Source organism: Paenibacillus sp. FSL M7-0802 (assembly GCF_038004945.1).
GTDB classification, from domain to species: domain Bacteria; phylum Bacillota; class Bacilli; order Paenibacillales; family Paenibacillaceae; genus Paenibacillus; species Paenibacillus polymyxa_B.
The window spans coordinates 5,087,487-5,106,393 of record NZ_JBBOSD010000001.1 but is presented as its reverse complement, the minus strand read 5'-3'; the positions used below and the strand labels follow the sequence as shown (position 1 = coordinate 5,106,393).

General features: G+C 47.0%; 13 protein-coding genes and 1 tRNA gene. 7 read left to right on the top strand and 7 right to left on the bottom strand.

Annotated elements, in window-relative coordinates; genetic code table 11:
* Positions 1–25: 25 nt before the first annotated feature.
* The gene (locus MHB54_RS23255; RefSeq protein ID WP_023989345.1) at positions 26–262 is read right to left on the bottom strand and encodes a DUF3892 domain-containing protein; all 237 of its coding nucleotides are present in this window, start codon (positions 260–262) and stop codon (positions 26–28) included.
* Between the two features lie 90 nt (positions 263–352).
* Positions 353–796 carry a GNAT family N-acetyltransferase gene (locus MHB54_RS23250; protein ID WP_023989346.1) on the bottom strand — a complete coding sequence of 148 codons (444 nt, stop codon included), beginning with the start codon at positions 794–796 and terminating at the stop codon, positions 353–355.
* Between the two features lie 141 nt (positions 797–937).
* Here MHB54_RS23250 and MHB54_RS23245 point away from each other — a divergent pair.
* Positions 938–1,009 (top strand) — tRNA-Val (locus MHB54_RS23245).
* Between the two features lie 291 nt (positions 1,010–1,300).
* Here the strand turns inward: MHB54_RS23245 and nirD are convergent.
* Positions 1,301–1,630 carry a nitrite reductase small subunit NirD gene (gene nirD / locus MHB54_RS23240; protein ID WP_264453597.1) on the bottom strand — a complete coding sequence of 110 codons (330 nt, stop codon included), beginning with the start codon at positions 1,628–1,630 and terminating at the stop codon, positions 1,301–1,303.
* Between the two features lie 12 nt (positions 1,631–1,642).
* Positions 1,643–4,075, bottom strand: a complete 2,433-nt coding sequence (nirB, locus tag MHB54_RS23235) for a nitrite reductase large subunit NirB (protein WP_264453596.1) — start codon at positions 4,073–4,075, stop codon at positions 1,643–1,645.
* A 446-nt stretch (positions 4,076–4,521) separates the two neighbouring features.
* On the opposite strand from nirB (MHB54_RS23235), the gene MHB54_RS23230 reads away from it, so the two are divergent.
* Both MHB54_RS23230 and MHB54_RS23225 read left to right on the top strand, forming a co-directional pair.
* Positions 4,522–5,124, top strand: a complete 603-nt coding sequence (locus MHB54_RS23230; protein ID WP_023989349.1) for an ANTAR domain-containing response regulator — start codon at positions 4,522–4,524, stop codon at positions 5,122–5,124.
* Between the two features lie 19 nt (positions 5,125–5,143).
* Positions 5,144–6,217, top strand: coding sequence for an anthranilate phosphoribosyltransferase (locus tag MHB54_RS23225; protein WP_264453595.1), 1,074 nt, complete (start codon positions 5,144–5,146; stop codon positions 6,215–6,217).
* A 126-nt stretch (positions 6,218–6,343) separates the two neighbouring features.
* Here the strand turns inward: MHB54_RS23225 and nasC are convergent, their stop codons facing one another.
* Entirely contained in the window at positions 6,344–8,524 is a 2,181-nt protein-coding gene (gene nasC / locus MHB54_RS23220; protein ID WP_264453594.1) for an assimilatory nitrate reductase catalytic subunit NasC, read from the bottom strand.
* 86 nt (positions 8,525–8,610) lie between these two features.
* A complete protein-coding gene (gene nirB / locus MHB54_RS23215) occupies positions 8,611–10,785 on the bottom strand; it encodes a nitrite reductase large subunit NirB (protein WP_264453592.1) in 2,175 nt (724 codons plus the stop codon).
* 419 nt (positions 10,786–11,204) lie between these two features.
* On the opposite strand from nirB (MHB54_RS23215), the gene MHB54_RS23210 reads away from it, so the two are divergent.
* The 4 genes from MHB54_RS23210 to MHB54_RS23195 all read left to right on the top strand — a co-directional run bounded on the left by MHB54_RS23210 (position 11,205) and on the right by MHB54_RS23195 (position 17,691).
* Positions 11,205–12,446 (top strand): nitrate/nitrite transporter, encoded by a 1,242-nt coding sequence (locus MHB54_RS23210; protein ID WP_076159425.1) that lies wholly within the window; start codon positions 11,205–11,207, stop codon positions 12,444–12,446.
* 379 nt (positions 12,447–12,825) lie between these two features.
* Positions 12,826–14,544, top strand: coding sequence for an NAD-dependent malic enzyme (locus MHB54_RS23205; RefSeq protein WP_023989354.1), 1,719 nt, complete (start codon positions 12,826–12,828; stop codon positions 14,542–14,544).
* 98 nt (positions 14,545–14,642) lie between these two features.
* The gene (locus tag MHB54_RS23200) at positions 14,643–15,602 is read left to right on the top strand and encodes an AEC family transporter (protein ID WP_025718424.1); all 960 of its coding nucleotides are present in this window, start codon (positions 14,643–14,645) and stop codon (positions 15,600–15,602) included.
* Positions 15,603–15,927: 325 nt separating this feature from the next.
* Entirely contained in the window at positions 15,928–17,691 is a 1,764-nt protein-coding gene (locus tag MHB54_RS23195; RefSeq protein ID WP_023989356.1) for a methyl-accepting chemotaxis protein, read from the top strand.
* A gap of 96 nt (positions 17,692–17,787) precedes the next feature.
* On the opposite strand, the gene MHB54_RS23190 is transcribed toward MHB54_RS23195, so the two are convergent.
* Positions 17,788–18,840: a glycoside hydrolase family 53 protein gene (locus MHB54_RS23190; RefSeq protein ID WP_068941472.1), complete on the bottom strand. Its 1,053-nt coding sequence runs from the start codon at positions 18,838–18,840 to the stop codon at positions 17,788–17,790.
* Positions 18,841–18,907 lie beyond the last annotated feature (67 nt).

Below are 18,907 nucleotides of genomic sequence, written 5' to 3'. Positions count from 1 at the left end.
GAACTTGTATTCTAATGTTGTAAGGTCAGAACAATGGCAGTTGATCCAGGTTATTAGATGGATCTCCATCGGCATCTCCCCGAATTCGTTTGCTTCCATCCTTGGCCTTGAAAACGTTAACGCCTGCAATTGAGCCTGCTTCAATCTCGTTCAATGCTTGGTTATAATCTAAAACCCGACCGGTAGATGTCTGAAAAGACGTAAGGTCGCCATCCCCGTCTTTACGTACTGCTGTAATTTGCTCTCGTTCTGTATCAGCCATACTGTATCGCTCCTTATCCATAGTATTATAGTGGAGGAACTTTTACTAGCATGCACATTGTACAGATTTGTATGCACCTTACGCTGTCGACTACAACTTTTTGCGCATACGTACATGCGGTATTCCCGCATCGTCAAAAGGTTCATCGGAGATCGTCTCATAACCGAGCTTTTCGTAAAACCTCTCGGCTTGGCATTGGGCATCTAGCAGCGAGTATCTTAACCCCAATTCACGTGCACGTTCCTCCAGTGCTAGCAGTAATACACGTCCATAGCCTGCCGCACGATGCTCCTTGAGAACGGCAATACGTTGCATTTTAGCTGTATCTTCCTCATAGTATGTCAATCGACCAGTGGCCACCATTTCACCATGTTCACAAATTAGCAAATGATGGGCCGTATCTCCCAGCTTGTCATAATGGTCAATTTCTAAATCAAGAGGAACCTTTTGCTCCTCGACAAACACTTTGGTACGGATCGATATTGCCTCCTGTAGCTGTTCCTCTGTTGTTACACTTATAATTTCTGCGGCCATCATCTGTTCCCCCTATCATTAATTCCAAATTGCAAACTCGCTAAATTCGAATTATATATATAAATGATCATGAAGTACAGGCTGACTTCTATTTTTTCACTTTACATATATGGTTAATACATGATATTATCTAGTAACCGCAGGACGGTAGCTCAGCGGGAGAGCATTATCTTGACAGGGTAAGGGTCATGGGTTCGATCCCCATCCGTCCTATTCGTCAAAAGCCTTGATTCTCAAGGCTTTTTTTATTTGTCTAGAGATAAAGCGAGTTATCCTGAGAAAAGAAGATAGGTTATTGACTAAGATTTAGTCAATAACCTATTTTTTAATTTAAATCATACATATAAGATAAAAAAGCCGCCCGAAAAAATAGGGTCGACTTTTCTGTATACTGAGATCATTGCACTTTAACAGCACCACTTCTTCAACAAAGCCTTTCACCTTGATCCTTCTATTATATAGAAGAAAAAAAGCAGAACCATCAGCACAATACGTATAGAACTCTTAGATTACGATATAAACCGCCCCGCTCTCACTATCAATCTCCGTGGGGTAAGCAGTCACACATCCAGTATCCGGCTCTTGCACCCGGCCAGTGGAAAGGTTAACTTTCCAGTCATGGAGCGGACAATGGACCGCTGAGCCACATATCATTCCTTCGGATAACCGCCCCCCTTTGTGCGGACAACGATTCTCAAGCGCATGCACGCTGCCATCGCTCAGACGGAATACAGCTATCTCTGTATTATGAATGCGAACTGTCCTTGCTCCACGTCGGTCAATTTCGTTCAGATCAGCTATTCTGACTCTGTTGGTTGTCGTATTGGTCTCCATTTTGTCAGCCCCCTATTCCGTTACTGCCTTAAGTTCCGGCAACTGTACAAAATTTTTGCGCAGCTCTTCGTTGTGAATAATTTCGTGCCACGGATCAGTCGTCGTGCTTAACGTCTCTTCAATTCTGGTCACCAGTTGTTTCCTCGTCTCTGCATTCGCGAGTGCCTGTTTGATGGATTCAACTCCGACCCGTTCCACCCAATGGGCTGTGCGTTCGTTCCAATTGGCCTGCTCGCGATAATACTGCAGATAGGCACCGGTCCATTCCATTACTTCATCCTCGGTTTTAACGGTACAAAGCAGTTCAGCTGCCCGAACCTTAATACCGCCGTTACCTCCAACGTAGATCCCCCAGCCACCGTCAATAGCAACGACGCCTAAATCCTTGATCGTCGCTTCAGCGCAGTTACGCGGGCAACCAGATACAGCCAGTTTGACTTTGGATGGCGCATTCAGCCGTTCAAATGCCTTTTCCAACCGAATGCCCATACCCATAGCATCCTGAGTGCCAAAGCGGCAAAAGGTGTTACCTACGCACGTCTTAACCGTTCGCAGCGTCTTTCCATAGGCATATCCAGACGGCATATCCAACTCGGCCCAGATCCCCGGCAAATCCTCCTTTTTCACACCAAGCAGGTCAAGACGTTGGCCACCCGTAAATTTAACCAGAGGCACATTGTATTTTTCTGCGACAGCAGCAATTTTCTTCAGGTCGGCAGGTGAAGTAACTCCTCCATAAATGCGGGGCACGACAGAATATGTGCCATCTTTCTGTATATTGGCATGGTACCGTTCATTCGTGAATCTGGATTCCTTCTCATCCTCATAATCCATCGGCCATACCATACCTAGATAATAATTGAGGGCCGGCCGACATTTCGTGCAACCTTCCGGTTCGTTCCATCCCAGCACATTCATCACTTCTTTGACGCTCTTCAATCCCATCTCCCGAATGCCATCAATGATCGCTTCCCGGTCAAGCGTCGTACAACTACAAATCCCCTCTTTCAGCGTTTCTCCGGCTTCTGCGCCTGCGTATAGCTGTAAGAGTCCCTCCACTAATGGCTTGCAGCCGCCACATGATGCCGATGCCTTCGTACATGCCTTAATCTCCCCGACACTCCGGCAGCCAGCCGCAACCGCCTCTCCAATGTCACCCTTGGATACACCATTACATCCGCATACAATTTCGTCATCAGGCATCTGCTCCAGCATCATGGCGCCACTAGCTTCAGGTTGACCGGGATTGAAGCCAAGTAATAACTCTTTCTCTCGGCCAACCACCGACTCGCCACTTTTGATCAAAGAAAACAGCATGGCTCCGTCAGACGTATCCCCAAACAGAACGGCTCCGATCAGTTTTTCGTCCTTGATCACGATTTTTTTGTAGACGCCGCCAATATCATCCTGATACCGCAGGGAACGTGTTCCCGGTTCATCCTTGTAATGCCCTGCTGAAAACACGTCGACACCCGATACCTTCAACCTTGTAGAAGTGACGGAACCACTGTAGCCGGGAGTCTCCATTCCCGCGAGCCGCTGAGCCAGCACACCACCCTGCTCATATAATGGAGCTACCAGTCCGTAAGTGATTCCCTGGTGTTCTGCACATTCGCCAACGGCGTATATGCCAGGGACATTCGTTTCCATGTAATCATTTACGATGATGCCACGGTTTACAGGAATTCCCGCCGACACCGCCAGTTCAATGTCTGGTCTGATGCCTACCGCCATAACGATCAAGTCTGCTTCCAGCTCACTGCCATCGGCAAATTTCAATCCTTCCACGCGACGACGGCCCGTAATAGCCGCCGTTCGCTTATTGACCAGAAAAGTCATTCCCTGCTCCTCCAGCTCGCGCCGGAGCATAAGGGAAGCAGCCTCATCCAGCTGCCGATCCATAATATATCCGTTAATATGAATAACTGTGACGTCCATCCCCAAGTTAAGCAGCCCCCTAGCTGCCTCTAGCCCAAGCAATCCGCCGCCGATAACAGCTGCTTTTTTGTGCGTCTTTGCCGTCTCCATCATCGTTTCACAGTCACGAATATCCCTAAAACCGATAACACCCTCCTTGTCGGCCCCTGGAAGCGGCAGAATAAAGGCTTTAGAACCTGTTGCCAACAACAACAAATCATAAGAGATGCATACGCCGGAGCGCGACGTCACCTGCTGCTTTTCCGTATTGATGGCTGTGACAGGATCATCGGTATACAATCGAATATTGTTGTCTTCATACCAACTCCAGTCGTTAATGACAATATCCTGCAAACCAGCCCCTCCCGCCAGAACGGAGGACAGCATGATCCGGTTATAGTTTGGATGGGGCTCGGCCCCGAATACCGTAATCTCATAGCTACCTGGTGCAAGCTTCAGCAAATGTTCGAGAGTGCGTATCCCCGCCATTCCGTTGCCGATCAACACTAACTTTTGGATATCGTTCATCAGGTCACTTCCCTTCCATTTGTATCCTCAAAACATAAAAAGCCTGCTTCACATATGGGGATTCAAAATATCCCTCCACATGAGAAAACAGGCTCCATTGCCGTTTCATCGAATACGCCGTTGTATCCATCAGAGTATGGAATTAAAAAGTATTGTAGCTAATATATAATGCTTCAAATGATATGTCAACATTCCTTACGCATTAACTTATAAAAAATTATATTTTATCACCATGTAACATATCTATGACGTATAAAATATCACTCCCCTACAAAATTAGGATTGATTTTCAGTCCAAAACACGCCAAAATGGTTTAAAAGTCCGTTTTAGCTTGATGATGATAAAAAAAATAAGCAGGCAGACAAAATCTTATGTCATATTTGTTATCAATGATTACTATCCCCATCGCTAACTACCCTTCATGTTACAGAGAGGAGGAGCCCGCTTGCGTTCCTTGTTGGTAATTCACTTACATTCTGACTATGTATCTGAGCAGACACACGCCGTTTCCTCATGGCAGGCAGGACCTGAGCACCTTTTAGAGTCCAACGGATACCTAACCCTGCCCTGCCGCAATGAATCTGAAATCAAACAGCTAATTCTTAATGCAGACGCGGCGGTACTAAACATACCTGTCGGCACTATCAGCATATGGAGTGGCAGGCTGGAGCAAGCCAAAGCGATCCCATTGCTCTGGTGGTGCAGCGCAGAATCAGCGCTATCATCGACAGAGGCCTGTGAAGCTGATGTCACTGTCGATGGCATTCTAACCCCTTCTATGGCAGCCCATGAGCTGAATTGGGCTCTTCATTTTAGCGCCAAACGCTTTTTTGAACGCCAGCACTGGCAAAGTGAACGCAAGCAACTGACCGCTCGGCTGGAAGAACGCAAATGGATTGATATGGCGAAAGGAATACTTGGGGAAGTAAACGGTATCCCGGAAGCGGAAGCATATGATGTGCTACGCAAAAAAGCAATGAACGAACGCAAACGTATCGTTGATGTGGCCATCTCCATCGTCAAAGCACAGCAAATGCTAAAAGCATAAATCTGAAAGGGGCCCGAACATGAATATCATTGAAATATTAAAAGAAGTTGGTCGCGGCAAAAGGGGCGCCCGGGATCTGAATTACGCCGAAGCCGAAGCTGCTGCCGAACTTATTATGACCCAGTCAGCAACCCCTGCTCAAATCGGAGCTTTCTTTGCCGCGGAGCGCATTAAAATGGAGAGTGTTGCCGAGTTGGAAGCATTCGTAAACATCTGCCGTAAATATACCCATCGCTTTCCGATGCAGGAAGGGATTGATTTCGCCGGTCCGTACGATGGCAGAAAGTCTTCATTTATCGCCACCTTCGCAACGGCCTTTCTACTCGCCTCATGCGGAATTCCTGTAACGATGCATGGCAGTGCACCTCTCCCTCCCAAATGGGGTGTTACGCTCCCGCTTTTACTGCAGGAAATGGGGGTAACGTCCCGGAACATGACACGTGAAACCGCCATTCATGCCGCGAAGCTGACTGGTGTACTGTTCGTTGCCTCCGAACAGTGGTGCGCGCCCCTGCGAGATATGCGGCCCATTCGCGAAGAGCTGGGGCTTCGCACAGTGCTGAATACTGCCGAGAAACTGGTTGATTACGGTTCTTCCCCGTATATTGTATCCGGCGTTTTCCACAATACTGTGTTCGAGAAGACGGCAAAACTCATGCAAAATCTGAATTACCGCAGGGCTCTGATCGTCCAGGGGAGCGAAGGATCGGAGGATCTGTTCATCGATCGGCCGACCCGGACTTACCTGCTTGCTAACGGCGAGGTATCACTACAGGTTATTGATCCGGAAATGTACGGGCTGGATTCGGTGGTACCAGAGCATAACTGGACCCCCGCTGAACAACTGCGCATTACGGAGGAAGTGCTACAAGGCACAGCTTCTATAGCCTTTTCGAATCAAGTGTTACTCAACAGTGCGGTCCGACTGTTCGTTGCAGGGCGAGTCGACTCCATAGAGGAAGGTTTGTATACCTGCAAACCGCTGTTAGAAAACGGGGACGCCTGGGGTTTGTATTGTCACTGGCGGGAAGCTATGCTCAGAAAAGAAATAAAAACGGGAGCAAGCAGATCCGAAACCCGATTGCATTTATAATTATTGGCGTCACGCAGTCTAGGGATTGCGGGCCCTAAACTATCCAAGTCAAATAGGCCAGCCCCTCACTCATACAAAGGGGGCTGGCCTTTTATGCAAAGAAAAAGTCACTTACTCAGTCCTGCTCTAGAACTCAGACCATTCCCCATTATCTGCACTTGTTGCAACTGCAGCCAGATGAAGGGGACGGATACGCACAGCAGCCGTTTTGAAGCCAGGCATCCGGCAGAACGGATCAAGATCGGGTCGAGTCGCCCGATTTACATTTTGTATCCCACCCCAATGCATGGGCACGAAGAGCGTATCTTCGCGGATATGTGGTTTGATCCGGCTGCGGACAGTGAAGCTACCGCGCTGTGATGCTATTTCTACCCACTCCCCGTCCCTGATATGCCAGCGTCGCGCTGTCCGCGGATGAATTTCTACATAATTTTCAATCTCTCGTGCGGCCAGCGACGGACTTCTGCGCGTTTGTGCACCAGTCAAATAGTGAGCCAGCACGCGGCCGTTCGTCAAAATAAGCGGGTACTCCTCTGATATCTCCTCTCCTGCTCCACAGCTTTCAACCACCGTAAAAATAGCCTTTTGATCGGAATGGGCAAAGGTTTCCCGAAACATCGTATCCATACCGGCTCTGTCCGTAGACGGGCATGGCCAATATACCCCTTCTTCACGACGCAGCCTGTCATATGTGATCCCATAATAATCGGCAGGACCGCCCCGGCTGGCAAGCCGCAGTTCTTCAAAGATATGCTCAGCATCCCTGTACGAGAAATAGCTGCCCTTGTTTAGCTTTGCAGCTACCTGACACAAAATATTCCAGTCATCTCTAGCCTCGCCTGGTGCGGACCTCGCCGCTTCCCGTAGCAGAACGCGGCCCTCCAGATTGGTCATCGTCCCCGTATTCTCCAAATAAGACGTCACAGGCAAAACAACGTCGGCCATCCGCGCGGTTTCAGTGAGAAACATATCCGCCACAACCAGCAGATTCAGCTTTTTGAGGGCTTCCTCCACCAGCCGGACATTCGGGTTAGATACAACAGGATTAGAGCCCATCACGAACAAAGCTTGGATTTCTCTCTGATGGACAAGCTCCATCATTTCATAGGCGGACACTCCCTTACCCGGTAAACTGCTTGGTTTTACTCCCCACACGGACGCCACATAGGCTCGATCTTCTTCATCCTCAATTGATCTGTAACCAGGAAGCTGGTCAGCCTTTTGGCCGTGCTCTCGCCCCCCTTGCCCGTTTCCCTGACCTGTAATAGCTCCATAACCGCACCCTTCCCTTCCAATCTTGCCAGTGGCCAGCACCAGATTAAGAAATGCACGCACCGCCATATGTCCATCTGTCTGCTGTTCAACACCCCTGGCCGTAAAAACGATGCCGGTCTCCACACTGCCAAAGGCACGTGCTGCCTGCTGGATCATTTCTACCTCAATTCCGCACAACGCAGCCGATTCGCTCAGATCCACACCCTTCAAATGAGTCAACAGCTGATCATAGCCGTTGGTCCGCTTGCGGATAAACTCTTCATTCGCAAATCCTTCGTCCACGATGACCTTTAGCATGGCATTAGCCAGCACAGCATCCATACCTGGCTTGATTTGCAGGTGCAAATCGGCAGCCGCCGCCGTTGGTGTCGCGCGCGGGTCAATTACAATGACAAACGCGCCGTTTTCCTTCGCCTGATGAAAATAAGGCATTAAGGTCGGCTGGCATTCAGCGATATTCGTGCCTGCAAGCACAATACAACGAGCCCACGGAATATCAGCCAGTCTGCAGGTCAGTCCGCGATCAACGCCAAACACTTTACTGCCAGCGGATGCCGCTGCCGACATGCAGAAGCGCCCGTTATAATCGATATATCGTGTACCTACAGCCACTCTTGCAAATTTACCGAGTAAATAAGCCGTTTCATTGGAGAGTGAACCTCCACCGTAAATTCCGATTGCATCGGGACCCTGTGTGGACAGCAGCGTAGAGAAACTGCTAGCTATAGTATCCAACGCCTCCTCCCACTTGACGGGAACAAGTTTGCCCTCTTTGCGTATGAGGGGCTGTACCAGCCTTTCCGCATGAGTCGCATGCTGATGCGCATTCATTCCCTTGATGCACAGCCTACCCTGCGAGGCTGCATTAGGCTTCCCTTCCGCCTTATACACTGTACGGATGATACCCGCAAGTGTCTCCGTACCCGCACTAACGGTCATCTTACATTGCACGCTGCAAAACGGGCACTGCGTATCCATTACTGACGATACATGTAGCCCAGCTTCCGGTTTGCCTTCTCCTGACTGACACATCAAAGTCACCTCCCCTTCGCCATTTTTCGGAATTTTATTGTCTGCACACGATAGAATATCGCCACAACTGAACTCAACCCATCACATCATCCTGTCAGCATTGTGGTCCGCAGGCTACCCGCCAGTCCACTTCGAAGAGCAGCGTCAAGCACACTTTCCCGTAATGCCAGAACGCCAGTCCTTTCAATCCACTCCCACATTTTCTCCCCATACCGGGCACTATGTCGGTATATTTGCAAGCAGGCTACAGCCATCAGGACCGCTTCTGCCGGGTCTTCCTCCAATCCAAGCAGCTGCCCCTGGCGAACTGGATGCTCTGCATGGCCACCGGCATAAACCTCCCAGCCTACTGGAGATCGGGATATTCCAATATCGTGGACAAGTACACCTGCCGGATACGCCGATCCAGGACAAATAGCAACTGTAACCAACGCGGGCAATGCGAGACTTCCCCATAAAGTTACCAACCGCTCTCTGAGCCAGGCTACTTCTACAAATGCCTGATCCATCAGGTCCGACTCAACAAAAGCCCGATTCTCGGCATTTAGGTTCGTGAAGCGCAGACCCGCAGAGGGCGCTTCTCCTCCGTACTGCGGTGTGACCTGAACCACAACACCAGCACCTAATGGATTTGTCGCAGATCTGTCGCGCAACCCAAGGGATTCCAAATAATAAAGTACAGCCGGCCGACACAATTCACACCCCTGCTGTCTAGTCCAACCGAGACGGGACACTACTTCATCTGGAGTCTGACAGGCTGCGTCCACCATAGCTGTTTTAAGCGAATCATGATCGTAATGCGTACATCCACACACAGGGACTACTTCTTGGGCGGTCGGAGTAACTACAGGTCCGGAAACTGTCGATTGGGACAAACTATTTTTGACCAGTGCAGCCACCAGCGGCCGACAGCCCCCACAGGAACCGGATGCTTTGGTCCGGCTCTTCACCTCTTCCACCGTCTTCAGCTTATCCGTAGTGATCGCTCGCAAAATAGCCCCCTTACTCACGCCGTTGCACGCACATACCGTTTCCTCTTCCGGCAGTGCGGCTGCCGCATCCTCCGCTTTGCTTCCGCTGTTATCCCGGGATGTAAGCTCTGTAGCGGGCGCTCCGCGCTGTACCATTCCGAGCAGCGAGGTACTTTCCGCCGTATCTCCGAACAAAATGGCGCCAGTGACAGCACCGCCGTGCATCATCACTTTTTTATAAACCTCCAGCATCCCGTTATATTCCATGACTGCTGTCTCGTTTCCCTCATCACGAATGTCTCCTGCGGAAAACACATGGATTCCCGCTACCTTGAGCTGCGCATACGGAACCGTCCCTTCATAGGGAGCCGTTTCACGACCACAAATAACTTTTGCCAGCACTTTGCCCTGCTCATATAGCGGCGCCACTAGCCCGTATGAAATCCCGCGGTGCTCAGCACATTCGCCGACGGCATAAATACCAGGAATACTCGTGCGCATATAATCATCCACGACAATGGCACGGTTTACGGTCAGACCGCTGTCCTGAGCTAATTCGATATTCGGTCGGATACCAACCGCCAGCACAACCAAATCCGTTTCCAACCTGTCCCCGTCCGCAAACATCAATCCTTGCGCCCTGTTTCGGCCTATGATGTTGACCGTTTCCTTCGCCAAATGAAACCTCATGCCCTGTTGCTCCAGCTTTCGCTGCAGAAGCACAGCCGCCGTCCGGTCAAGCTGACGGTTCATAAGATACTGCGCATTATGAACAACCTCAGTTTCCATCCCTAGATTCAGTAGGCCTTGAGCGGCTTCAAGTCCTAACAACCCCCCTCCGATAACCGTGGCCTTGCGGTATGTTTTGGCATATCTCGCCATGGTTTCACAATCATTCACATCACGAAAAGCGATTACTCCCTGTTTTCGAGCTCCGGGAATGGGCGGCATGAAAGGCAATGAGCCCGTTGCCAATATGAGCATGTCATAAGGTTCTTTCATACCGGATTCCGTTTCCACCATCCCGGCTGCAACATCAATACGACAGACGCGTTCACCCGCGTACAACTTTACCCCGTTCTCTTCATACCAGTCCCAGTCATGGGTAACGATATGTTTAAATGAGCTCTCCTCCTGAAGCATTTTGGACAGGAGCACTCGGTTGTACCCGGGACGGGGCTCTGCACCAAATATCGTGATTTGGAACCGCTCTGGCTCCAAAACGAGTATTTCCTCCACACATTTGATGCCTGCCATACCGTTGCCGACGACGACCAGTTTTTTCATCATATTAAACCAGCCCCATTCTCCGAATAAAATAAGACAGAAAAAGCCCTTCTCCATTCAATGGAAAAGGGCACCGTTGCCGTAAATGTCGGCACATCGTTGTGCCGATATGTATCTAAGATTACTGAATCGTGAATGTTATGTCAATATTTAATACATGAATGCTATATTTTTCGCCTTATATTTAATTTTTTTGCGATTTCGTGTTACGTATATTGACATAAAACAGATTCTTTTTTATAATTTGATTAAAATCACTCCAACGTGATCATACCAAGTCGACTCACAATGAGGTGTGTCAACCACGGCAATGAAGCCGCAAACCGTTTCCTAGATACCATGTAGGGGCGATTTGCGGCTTTTTCATGTTCAAATTACATTTTGCAGACAAAGAACAACAATTAGAACAGGAGAGATGGAGAATGAACAAAAAAAATTTCTGGAAAAGCGGACACAAGCCCACCCTATTTGGCTCCTTTCTGTATTTTGATATCAGTTTTATGATATGGGGAATGATCGGACCGTTGGCCGTTGTAATTGCTAATGATTATCCAATGGACCCTGTACAAAAAGCCAATCTTGTCGCCCTACCCATACTCGGTGGTTCCCTGCTGCGGCTCGTGCTCGGATTCATGTCAGATTATATCGGTCCGAAGCTCACAGGACAGATTGGTATGCTTGTTACGATAATCCCTCTCTTGCTCGGCTGGCTGTGGGTTGATTCGCTGGAGCACTTGTACGTTGTTGCCCTGCTCCTGGGCGTAGCCGGAGCATCATTTGCAGCTGCGCTGCCGTTGGCAAGTCAATGGTACCCCAAAGAGCATCAAGGCTTGGCTATGGGAATTGCCGGTGCTGGTAATAGCGGTACCGTCCTTGCGACTTTGTTCGCCAACCGCATTGCTCAACATTTTGGCAGTTGGGAAGCCGTTTTCGGATTGGCTATCCTCCCCATCTTAACCGTCTTCATTCTGTTCAGTATTTTTGCCCGCAACAGCCCTCACCGCCCGGCACCAAAAAGTCTGTCGCAATATGCTTCGGTGCTCAAACAGAGGGATGCCTGGGTATTCTGTGCCTTTTACTGCGTGACGTTTGGCGGATTCGTTGGTCTTTCTAATTATTTGACTATTTTCTTCAATACCCAATATGGCCTCTCCGCGGTACATGCCGCCGATTTTGCGACCGTTTGTGTGATTGCCGGAAGCTTCTTTCGTCCTGTAGGCGGCTTTTTGTCCGATCGGATTGGTGGTTCACGCATGTTAATGTACTTGTATGCGGGAGCCGGGATTATGCTCGCCGGCATTGCGTTTTTACCGCCACTTACCGTGGTAGTTGTGCTGCTGTTCGTAGGCATGATGTGCCTTGGCGCTGGCAACGGCTCCGTATTCCAGCTCGTTCCGCAGCGGTTCGGCAACGAAATCGGGCTCATGACCGGCATTGTCGGCGCTGCTGGTGGCATAGGTGGGTACTTCCTCCCCCTTATACTGGGTCATCTGTACAAATCAACGGGTTCCTATATGCCGGGCTTTATCTCTCTGAGCCTAATCACGTTCTGTGCCTTTACCCTCGTCATCATAATGCAATTGAAATGGCGTAACAGCTGGATGCGACGCTCTGCTACAGTTACTGATGAAGCCGTCAATCGCATCGGAGAATTAAATGCCTGATGTTCATTAAACATTGAGCTGCGAAGCATTGAATTTTGTCCCTCAACCATCCCTATAGCCAAAAAATAGCTTAACTTCGTTTATATAAAATGAAGTTAAGCTATTTTTCATGCACACTTAATCGAACTGCGCCTATAAAACTATGATAATTATCACATTTAATAAATATTTTCCGAAAATATCATGAAAATTAAATGAAATTTTCATTCGAAAAACATTGAAAATCGCTTTCATTTTCATAATTTTTCTTATGTAAACACTTATATAACCATTTTTCACACAACATACTTGTTCACTTGGTTTAAAATAAGGCGTATACTTGTTCACGAATTGTTCAAGGATTAATTAAATGTAATTTTTTAGAAAGAAGGAATTGGAAATGCGTGCTTTTCATTTTACGGAAGACGGATCTATCGAAACTAAATTAACCGGAAAAGATCTACTTGCCAACCCACTGCTGAATAAAGGAGTAGCTTTTACCCTGGAAGAACGGAAACAGCTTGGACTTGACGGTCTCCTTCCTCCTACGATATTAACTATTGAGGAGCAGGTTCAGCGGGTTTACGAGCAATTTCAGAGCCAACCGGATAATTTGCGTAAAAATGTTGCGTTAAATGATCTTTTTAATCGGAATACCGTTCTTTATTATCGTTTGCTCTCTGAGCACCTAAGCGAAATGCTCCCGATTGTTTATACACCAACAGTAGGCCAGGCTATACAGGAATACAGTCATGAATATCACAAACCTGGTGGTATGTATTTATCTATTGATAATCTGGCGGGTATTGGAGAGGCTTTTAAGAATTTGAACCTAGACCCTGATGATATCGACCTGATCGTAGCCACAGATTCCGAGAGTATTTTGGGAATCGGGGACTGGGGAGTCGGAGGTATTAATATCTCTATTGGTAAGCTTGCTGTGTATACTGCTGCTGCTGGTATAGATCCTAGCCGAGTACTGGCAGTTGTTCTTGATGCAGGTACAAACAACGAGAAGCTATTGGAAGATCCTTTATATATGGGGAATCGTCATAAACGTGTACGTGGAGAACAATATGACCAATTTATTGACACTTATGTTCAAGCTGCACTTTCCTTTTTCCCGAATGCCCTGCTGCACTGGGAAGATCTGGGCAATGTCAACGCACGGAACATTATCAATAAGTACGGAAATAGTATTTTGACTTTTAATGACGATATTCAAGGTACTGGAGCGGTTACGCTCGCAGGTGTAATGTCCGGTGTTCAATTGTCCGGAATCCCACTGAGCAAGCATCGGGTTCTAGTCTTTGGCCCAGGAGCTGCTGGAATCGGCAATGCAGACCAAATTAGCGCAGCCATGATGCTGGAAGGACTGTCAGAAGCAGAAGCAAGACGTAACTTCTGGGCTTATGATTACCGTGGCCTGCTTACCAACGAAACAGAAGGACTTTTTCCATTCCAAGTCCCTTATGTGCGTGATGTTGCAGAATGCCGTGACTGGGAACATGCTGAGGATGGCAAAATCCCACTGCTTGAAGTCATTCGCCGCGTAAAACCGACGATTATGATTGGTACTTCCGGTGTTACTGGGGCATTTAGTGAGGAAATCGTTAAAGAAATGGCCAAACATACAGAACGTCCTATTATTATGCCTATGTCCAACCCGACTCCACTGGCAGAAGCAACTCCGCAAGATTTGATCCACTGGACCGAAGGAAAAGCCCTCATTGCAACAGGAAGTCCTTTTGAGCCGGTGATCTATAACAATATTAAGTTTGAAATTGGGCAATCCAACAATGCTTTCGTGTTCCCGGGTCTTGGTCTTGGCGCAATCGTGGTAAAATCCAAAATTATAACAGATAGCATGTTTGCAGCAGCTGCCCATGCAGTAGCTCAAATGGTTGATTTGTCGCAGCCTGGTGCTTCCCTGCTGCCAAAAATCAATGAATTACGCGAAGTATCTGAAGCGGTAGCCGTGGCTGTGGCCAAGGCAGCAGTTCAGGATGGAGTAGCCCGTCATCAACCGGACGATATCGCACAAGCGGTTCGAGATGCGATGTGGGACTGCAAATATAAACCAATCAAACAATATGGTCAGGAAGCGGTCCTGGTTTAAAAAATAGCGACAACATCAAATTTGTACTTGCATACGCAAAGAGATTATTTAACTGATGTCCGCCATTTTTGGCGGACATCTTCATTGGAGGCGACATCATGGCTACAGGTCATATTTTTATTATCTTAATTCCTATTTTCTTTGTCATTTTAATTGGTTATTTCGCAGGATTGTTTAAGGCTTTTAACCCTGCTTCTTCTAAGGGATTAAATACACTCGTGACGAAGTTTGCTCTACCTGCACACTTGTTTATTGGTATTACGACGACACCAAGAGAGACATTGATTCAAAAGTGGCCCTTTCTTGTGGCTTTGCTACTTGGTGTAATCGGCTTTTATATTGTATTGCTCATTGTTTATCGCTTAATTGCCAAAAAAGGCCTGACTGAATCCTCCATGTTCGCATTGAATTCAACACAGCCTTCTTTCGCATTCATGGGAATTCCGGTTCTGGGAAGCTTGTTCGGAAGTGCGGCAGTCGCCATCCCTATTGCGATTACTGGGATCGTCGTTAATGCCATTCTTGATCCGCTTGCAAGTATTTTGGGAACGGTCGGTCAGCGCAAAACAACAGAATCCGACGGCACTAAAGGCAACTTATTTAAAGTCACTATGAAATCAGTCCTTCATGGACTCAGCGAGCCGCTTGCCTGCGTACCCTTGTTTGGTGTCGTATTGACTCTATGTGGATTCCACGCTCCGAAACTTTTACAATCCATGTTTGATCAAATCGGCAATATTACTGCTGGTACAGCCCTATTTGCCATCGGGGTAACCATTGGTATCAAAAAGATTACGTTCAGTCCAAAAGCACTTAGCATCGCTGTACTGAAAGCCATCGTGATGCCTATTGTTATGCTCGGTATTGCTGTTCTGATAGGACTATCCCATGAGGATGTAACCAAAGCCGTACTGCTTGTCGCTTTTCCCGGCTCGGCTGTCGCCGCTATGATTGCTACCCGTTATGAAACACTGGAAACGGAAGCTGCATCTGCATTTGTTATTAGCTCAGTCTTATCGCTCATTTCACTACCCTTGCTCATTTCACTTCTTTTATAAGGGACAGAAACTTAAGAACCCTCAATGCAATCCAGGTATTTATAGGTATAAAGCATACCCGTTCGCTCTCATTTATCTTATTTTTTAAATATTGTTTGAACAATAAAATGATTTAGTAAGATTATTCGGAAAAACAACATAAAATCCAGTTTTGCCGACAAGCGGCGGTCCCATCGTTTCATTCTCTAGGGGGCCGCCGTTCTTTTTAAATAACCTTCTTCTCTCCCTTTTAATAAATACCTAACATTTAGAAAGCAAATTGTCGAAATATATATGGGGTAGGTTGTATATGAAACTAAATTGCTAATTCAAAGGAGAAGAAAACGTGAAAAACTTGAAGTGGAGAACTATGTCCTTTTTTGGTAAAAATCTATTAATCTCTTTTCTTAACATCGTATTAATAGGTGCTATTCTCATCACATCCAGCTATATACTTCAAAAAAACATTCTCACCACGCAGCTGCAAGACCAAGTTAAAGTATTGACTAAAAAATGGGCAGAAGATGTTGACAAAACAAAAGTACAACAAGCATTAAGCGAAAAAGATTATAACGGTTCTGCTCAACAGGATTTACGCAAATTCCTAGATTCTATCCACACATTTTATCCTAATGTTGCCCAAGCTTACATATTTGGCACAGAACTAACAGAAGGAAATCAAACTTCCATTATTGGCGTTCCCACAAATTTAGTCCAAGCTTTCCAAGACTTGAAGTTGGATATTGGGGATATGTACACTCTTCCTGACGAAAATGCACAAGCTGTAAATAAAATGCTTCAATCCAATAAATCATCATTGAGCAGCTTTTACTCGGACGAATATGGTACATGGACTACTATTGTTTACCCAATTACAGATGAAAGCGGTAAAATCACAAGTGCGATATACTTTGACGTAGACGCGAGCTCTGTACCTACCGGACTTCATAAATTGCTTGTATATGGTGTGTCATTGCTCATTCTGTTCCTTGCGATCTTCTTAACGATCCAATATTTATTGGTAAAACGGACCCTATCCCCGATTCGTAGCTTGATGAAGGGAATTGAGGAAGTCAGCGAGGGTAATCTGAATGTAAAAATCAAGACAGGCGAGGACGACCTTGGCATTATCAATCAAAAATTCAATTCTATGATCAAACGCCTTAACGATACAATGGTGAAAGTACAGGATACAACACAAGAAGTTACGGGATCTGCCCAGGAATTGTTAAGCATTAGCGAGAAAAACAGTACGAATACGAACGTCATTAACAGCAATATTCAGGAAATAACCCAGGGACTTGAAGCTCAGGATCACGCAGCACTTGAAAGTTCCAGATCTATGAATGAAATGTCGACAGTTATCCAAACGATTGCCGAAAGCTCCTCTTCCGTAGCGGATCAAGCTTATTCTATGGAAAAACGCTCCGTTGAAGGCAATCAGGTAGCCCAGAAGCTTTCCGCTCAAATGGACTCCATCTCCACTACAATGGAAAGTACAGCTGATTCCGTTAATGCGCTGCAGAACCGTTCTAACGAAATCAGTAATATCGTCAGCATCATTACAGGCATTGCCAGTCAAACGAATCTGCTTGCATTGAACGCTTCTATCGAAGCTGCCAGAGTCGGTGAAGAGGGCAAAGGTTTTGCAGTCGTAGCAGGAGAAGTGCGTAATTTGGCTGAACAGTCTCAAGAGTCTGCCAAACAAATTGCAGAGCTCATTGAAGAAATCCAAAGAGAAATTGAGCAGACTGTAAAAGGCATCAGCCTTGGTACAAAAGAAGTTCACATTGGGCTGGAAGTTACGAAGCAGACAGGCGAAATGTTCTCTGAAATTTTAGATGCGTCTAATAAAGTGTCGTCACAAATTCAGGAGGTATCCAGCGCAACGGAGCAGATCTCGGCCAGCACGCAGGAAATGTCAGCTACCTCTGACGAGCTGTCTTCGACAGTTAGCAAAACAGTCGGCAGCAGCAAACAAATCGAGCATACCATTGGAGAACAGGCTGAGTCTATGGCTTCTATTGTCCAAGCTTCTGACAAGCTTACATTGATGTCCGGGGAGCTGGAAGAGCTCATTTCGTTCTTCAAGGTGAACCGGGAAGCCTAATTTTATAACTTCCAAGTAACTCAAGATAACAATAAAGAACCTCTAGTCTGCATAGAAAGCGAACTAGAGGTTCTTTGATATACTCTTACATACTTCTTAATTTACAAATCCTTCCAAAGCTGAGGTTGGCTTACCGTCAGCCTGCCAAGCACCTTTGTTATAACCCTGATTGTAACCTGGAGTTGCAGCCGGCTCCCAATAAAATACCCCTGTACCTTTGCCGCCTCCGATGTTCCGAACCTTTGTTTTGATTGCAGAAATAAATGCCTTGGAAGCTGCAGGTTCGTTATATTCCATCCCGATTTCACTGATGACAATACCTTTACCGTATTTGGCAATGAGGTTATTGGCATTGGTAATCGTCTGATCCACCTTGCCCTGCCAGTCAGAAGGAGACGGATACAGAGACAGCCCGATGAGATCAAACTGAGCTCCATTATCAATCAGCCCGCCGATATTCCAGTTCAACACGGAACCGTTATCCCCGTTGGCTAAATGTACTATCGTTTTAGTACTGCTGCTTACCGATTTTACAGCATTATTACCTGTATTGACGAGCCAGGCATAGTTTTTCATGTTCACCGAAGCTTTGCCGTCTTCCCAGAGCATTCCATTGTTCGTCTCATTACCGATCTGCACCCAGTCCGGTGTTACCCCCTTGCTTTTCATCGTGTTCATAACATAGACCGTATGAGACCAGACTGCATCCATGAGTTGTGTAAATGTGAAATTGCGCCACGCATAAGGTTTGTTCTGTTGCCCTGGATCTGCCCAGGAATCACTATAATGTAGAGTCAGCATAACGCTCATACCCAATTTTTTAGCTCGCTGCGCTAGTTCTGCTGCCTTTTCGGCATTCATGTATCCGCTTGCATAATCTTTCATGTCAGGATTTACCCACACACGGATACGTACCGAGTTAATCTGATAGTCATCTCGCAAAATTTGCAGTATATCTCGACGAACACCCTTTTTATCCTTCCAAGTCATACCTTGCGCTTCCATTCCTGCTACCCAGCTTATATCTGCTCCTTTGGCGAAAGCAGGGGCGGCCGAAGCCGCACCCAACCCTACAGAGCCGAACGGATACAATAAGCTGGATAGCAAGATCAACATCGCAAATACCATCGTGCGGTTACCTGTTTTCATAAGTCATCTCCCATCCGAATTGTATACTTCTCATTGCCTCTGACCAATCTACCAGTTCCCTCACTCG

Bases quoted from the DNA above. Each gene is read 5' to 3' on its own strand.
- nirD (WP_264453597.1), bottom strand. From the start codon at position 1,630: ATGGAGACCAATACGACAACCAACAGAGTCAGAATAGCTGATCTGAAC.
- MHB54_RS23190 (WP_068941472.1), bottom strand. From the start codon at position 18,840: ATGAAAACAGGTAACCGCACGATGGTATTTGCGATGTTGATCTTGCTA.
- MHB54_RS23210 (WP_076159425.1), top strand. From the start codon at position 11,205: ATGAACAAAAAAAATTTCTGGAAAAGCGGACACAAGCCCACCCTATTT.
- MHB54_RS23250 (WP_023989346.1), bottom strand. From the start codon at position 796: ATGGCCGCAGAAATTATAAGTGTAACAACAGAGGAACAGCTACAGGAG.
- MHB54_RS23205 (WP_023989354.1), top strand. From the start codon at position 12,826: ATGCGTGCTTTTCATTTTACGGAAGACGGATCTATCGAAACTAAATTA.
- MHB54_RS23200 (WP_025718424.1), top strand. From the start codon at position 14,643: ATGGCTACAGGTCATATTTTTATTATCTTAATTCCTATTTTCTTTGTC.
- nirB (WP_264453596.1), bottom strand. From the start codon at position 4,075: ATGAACGATATCCAAAAGTTAGTGTTGATCGGCAACGGAATGGCGGGG.
- MHB54_RS23255 (WP_023989345.1), bottom strand. From the start codon at position 262: ATGGCTGATACAGAACGAGAGCAAATTACAGCAGTACGTAAAGACGGG.
- nirB (WP_264453592.1), bottom strand. From the start codon at position 10,785: ATGATGAAAAAACTGGTCGTCGTCGGCAACGGTATGGCAGGCATCAAA.
- MHB54_RS23225 (WP_264453595.1), top strand. From the start codon at position 5,144: ATGAATATCATTGAAATATTAAAAGAAGTTGGTCGCGGCAAAAGGGGC.
- nasC (WP_264453594.1), bottom strand. From the start codon at position 8,524: ATGTGTCAGTCAGGAGAAGGCAAACCGGAAGCTGGGCTACATGTATCG.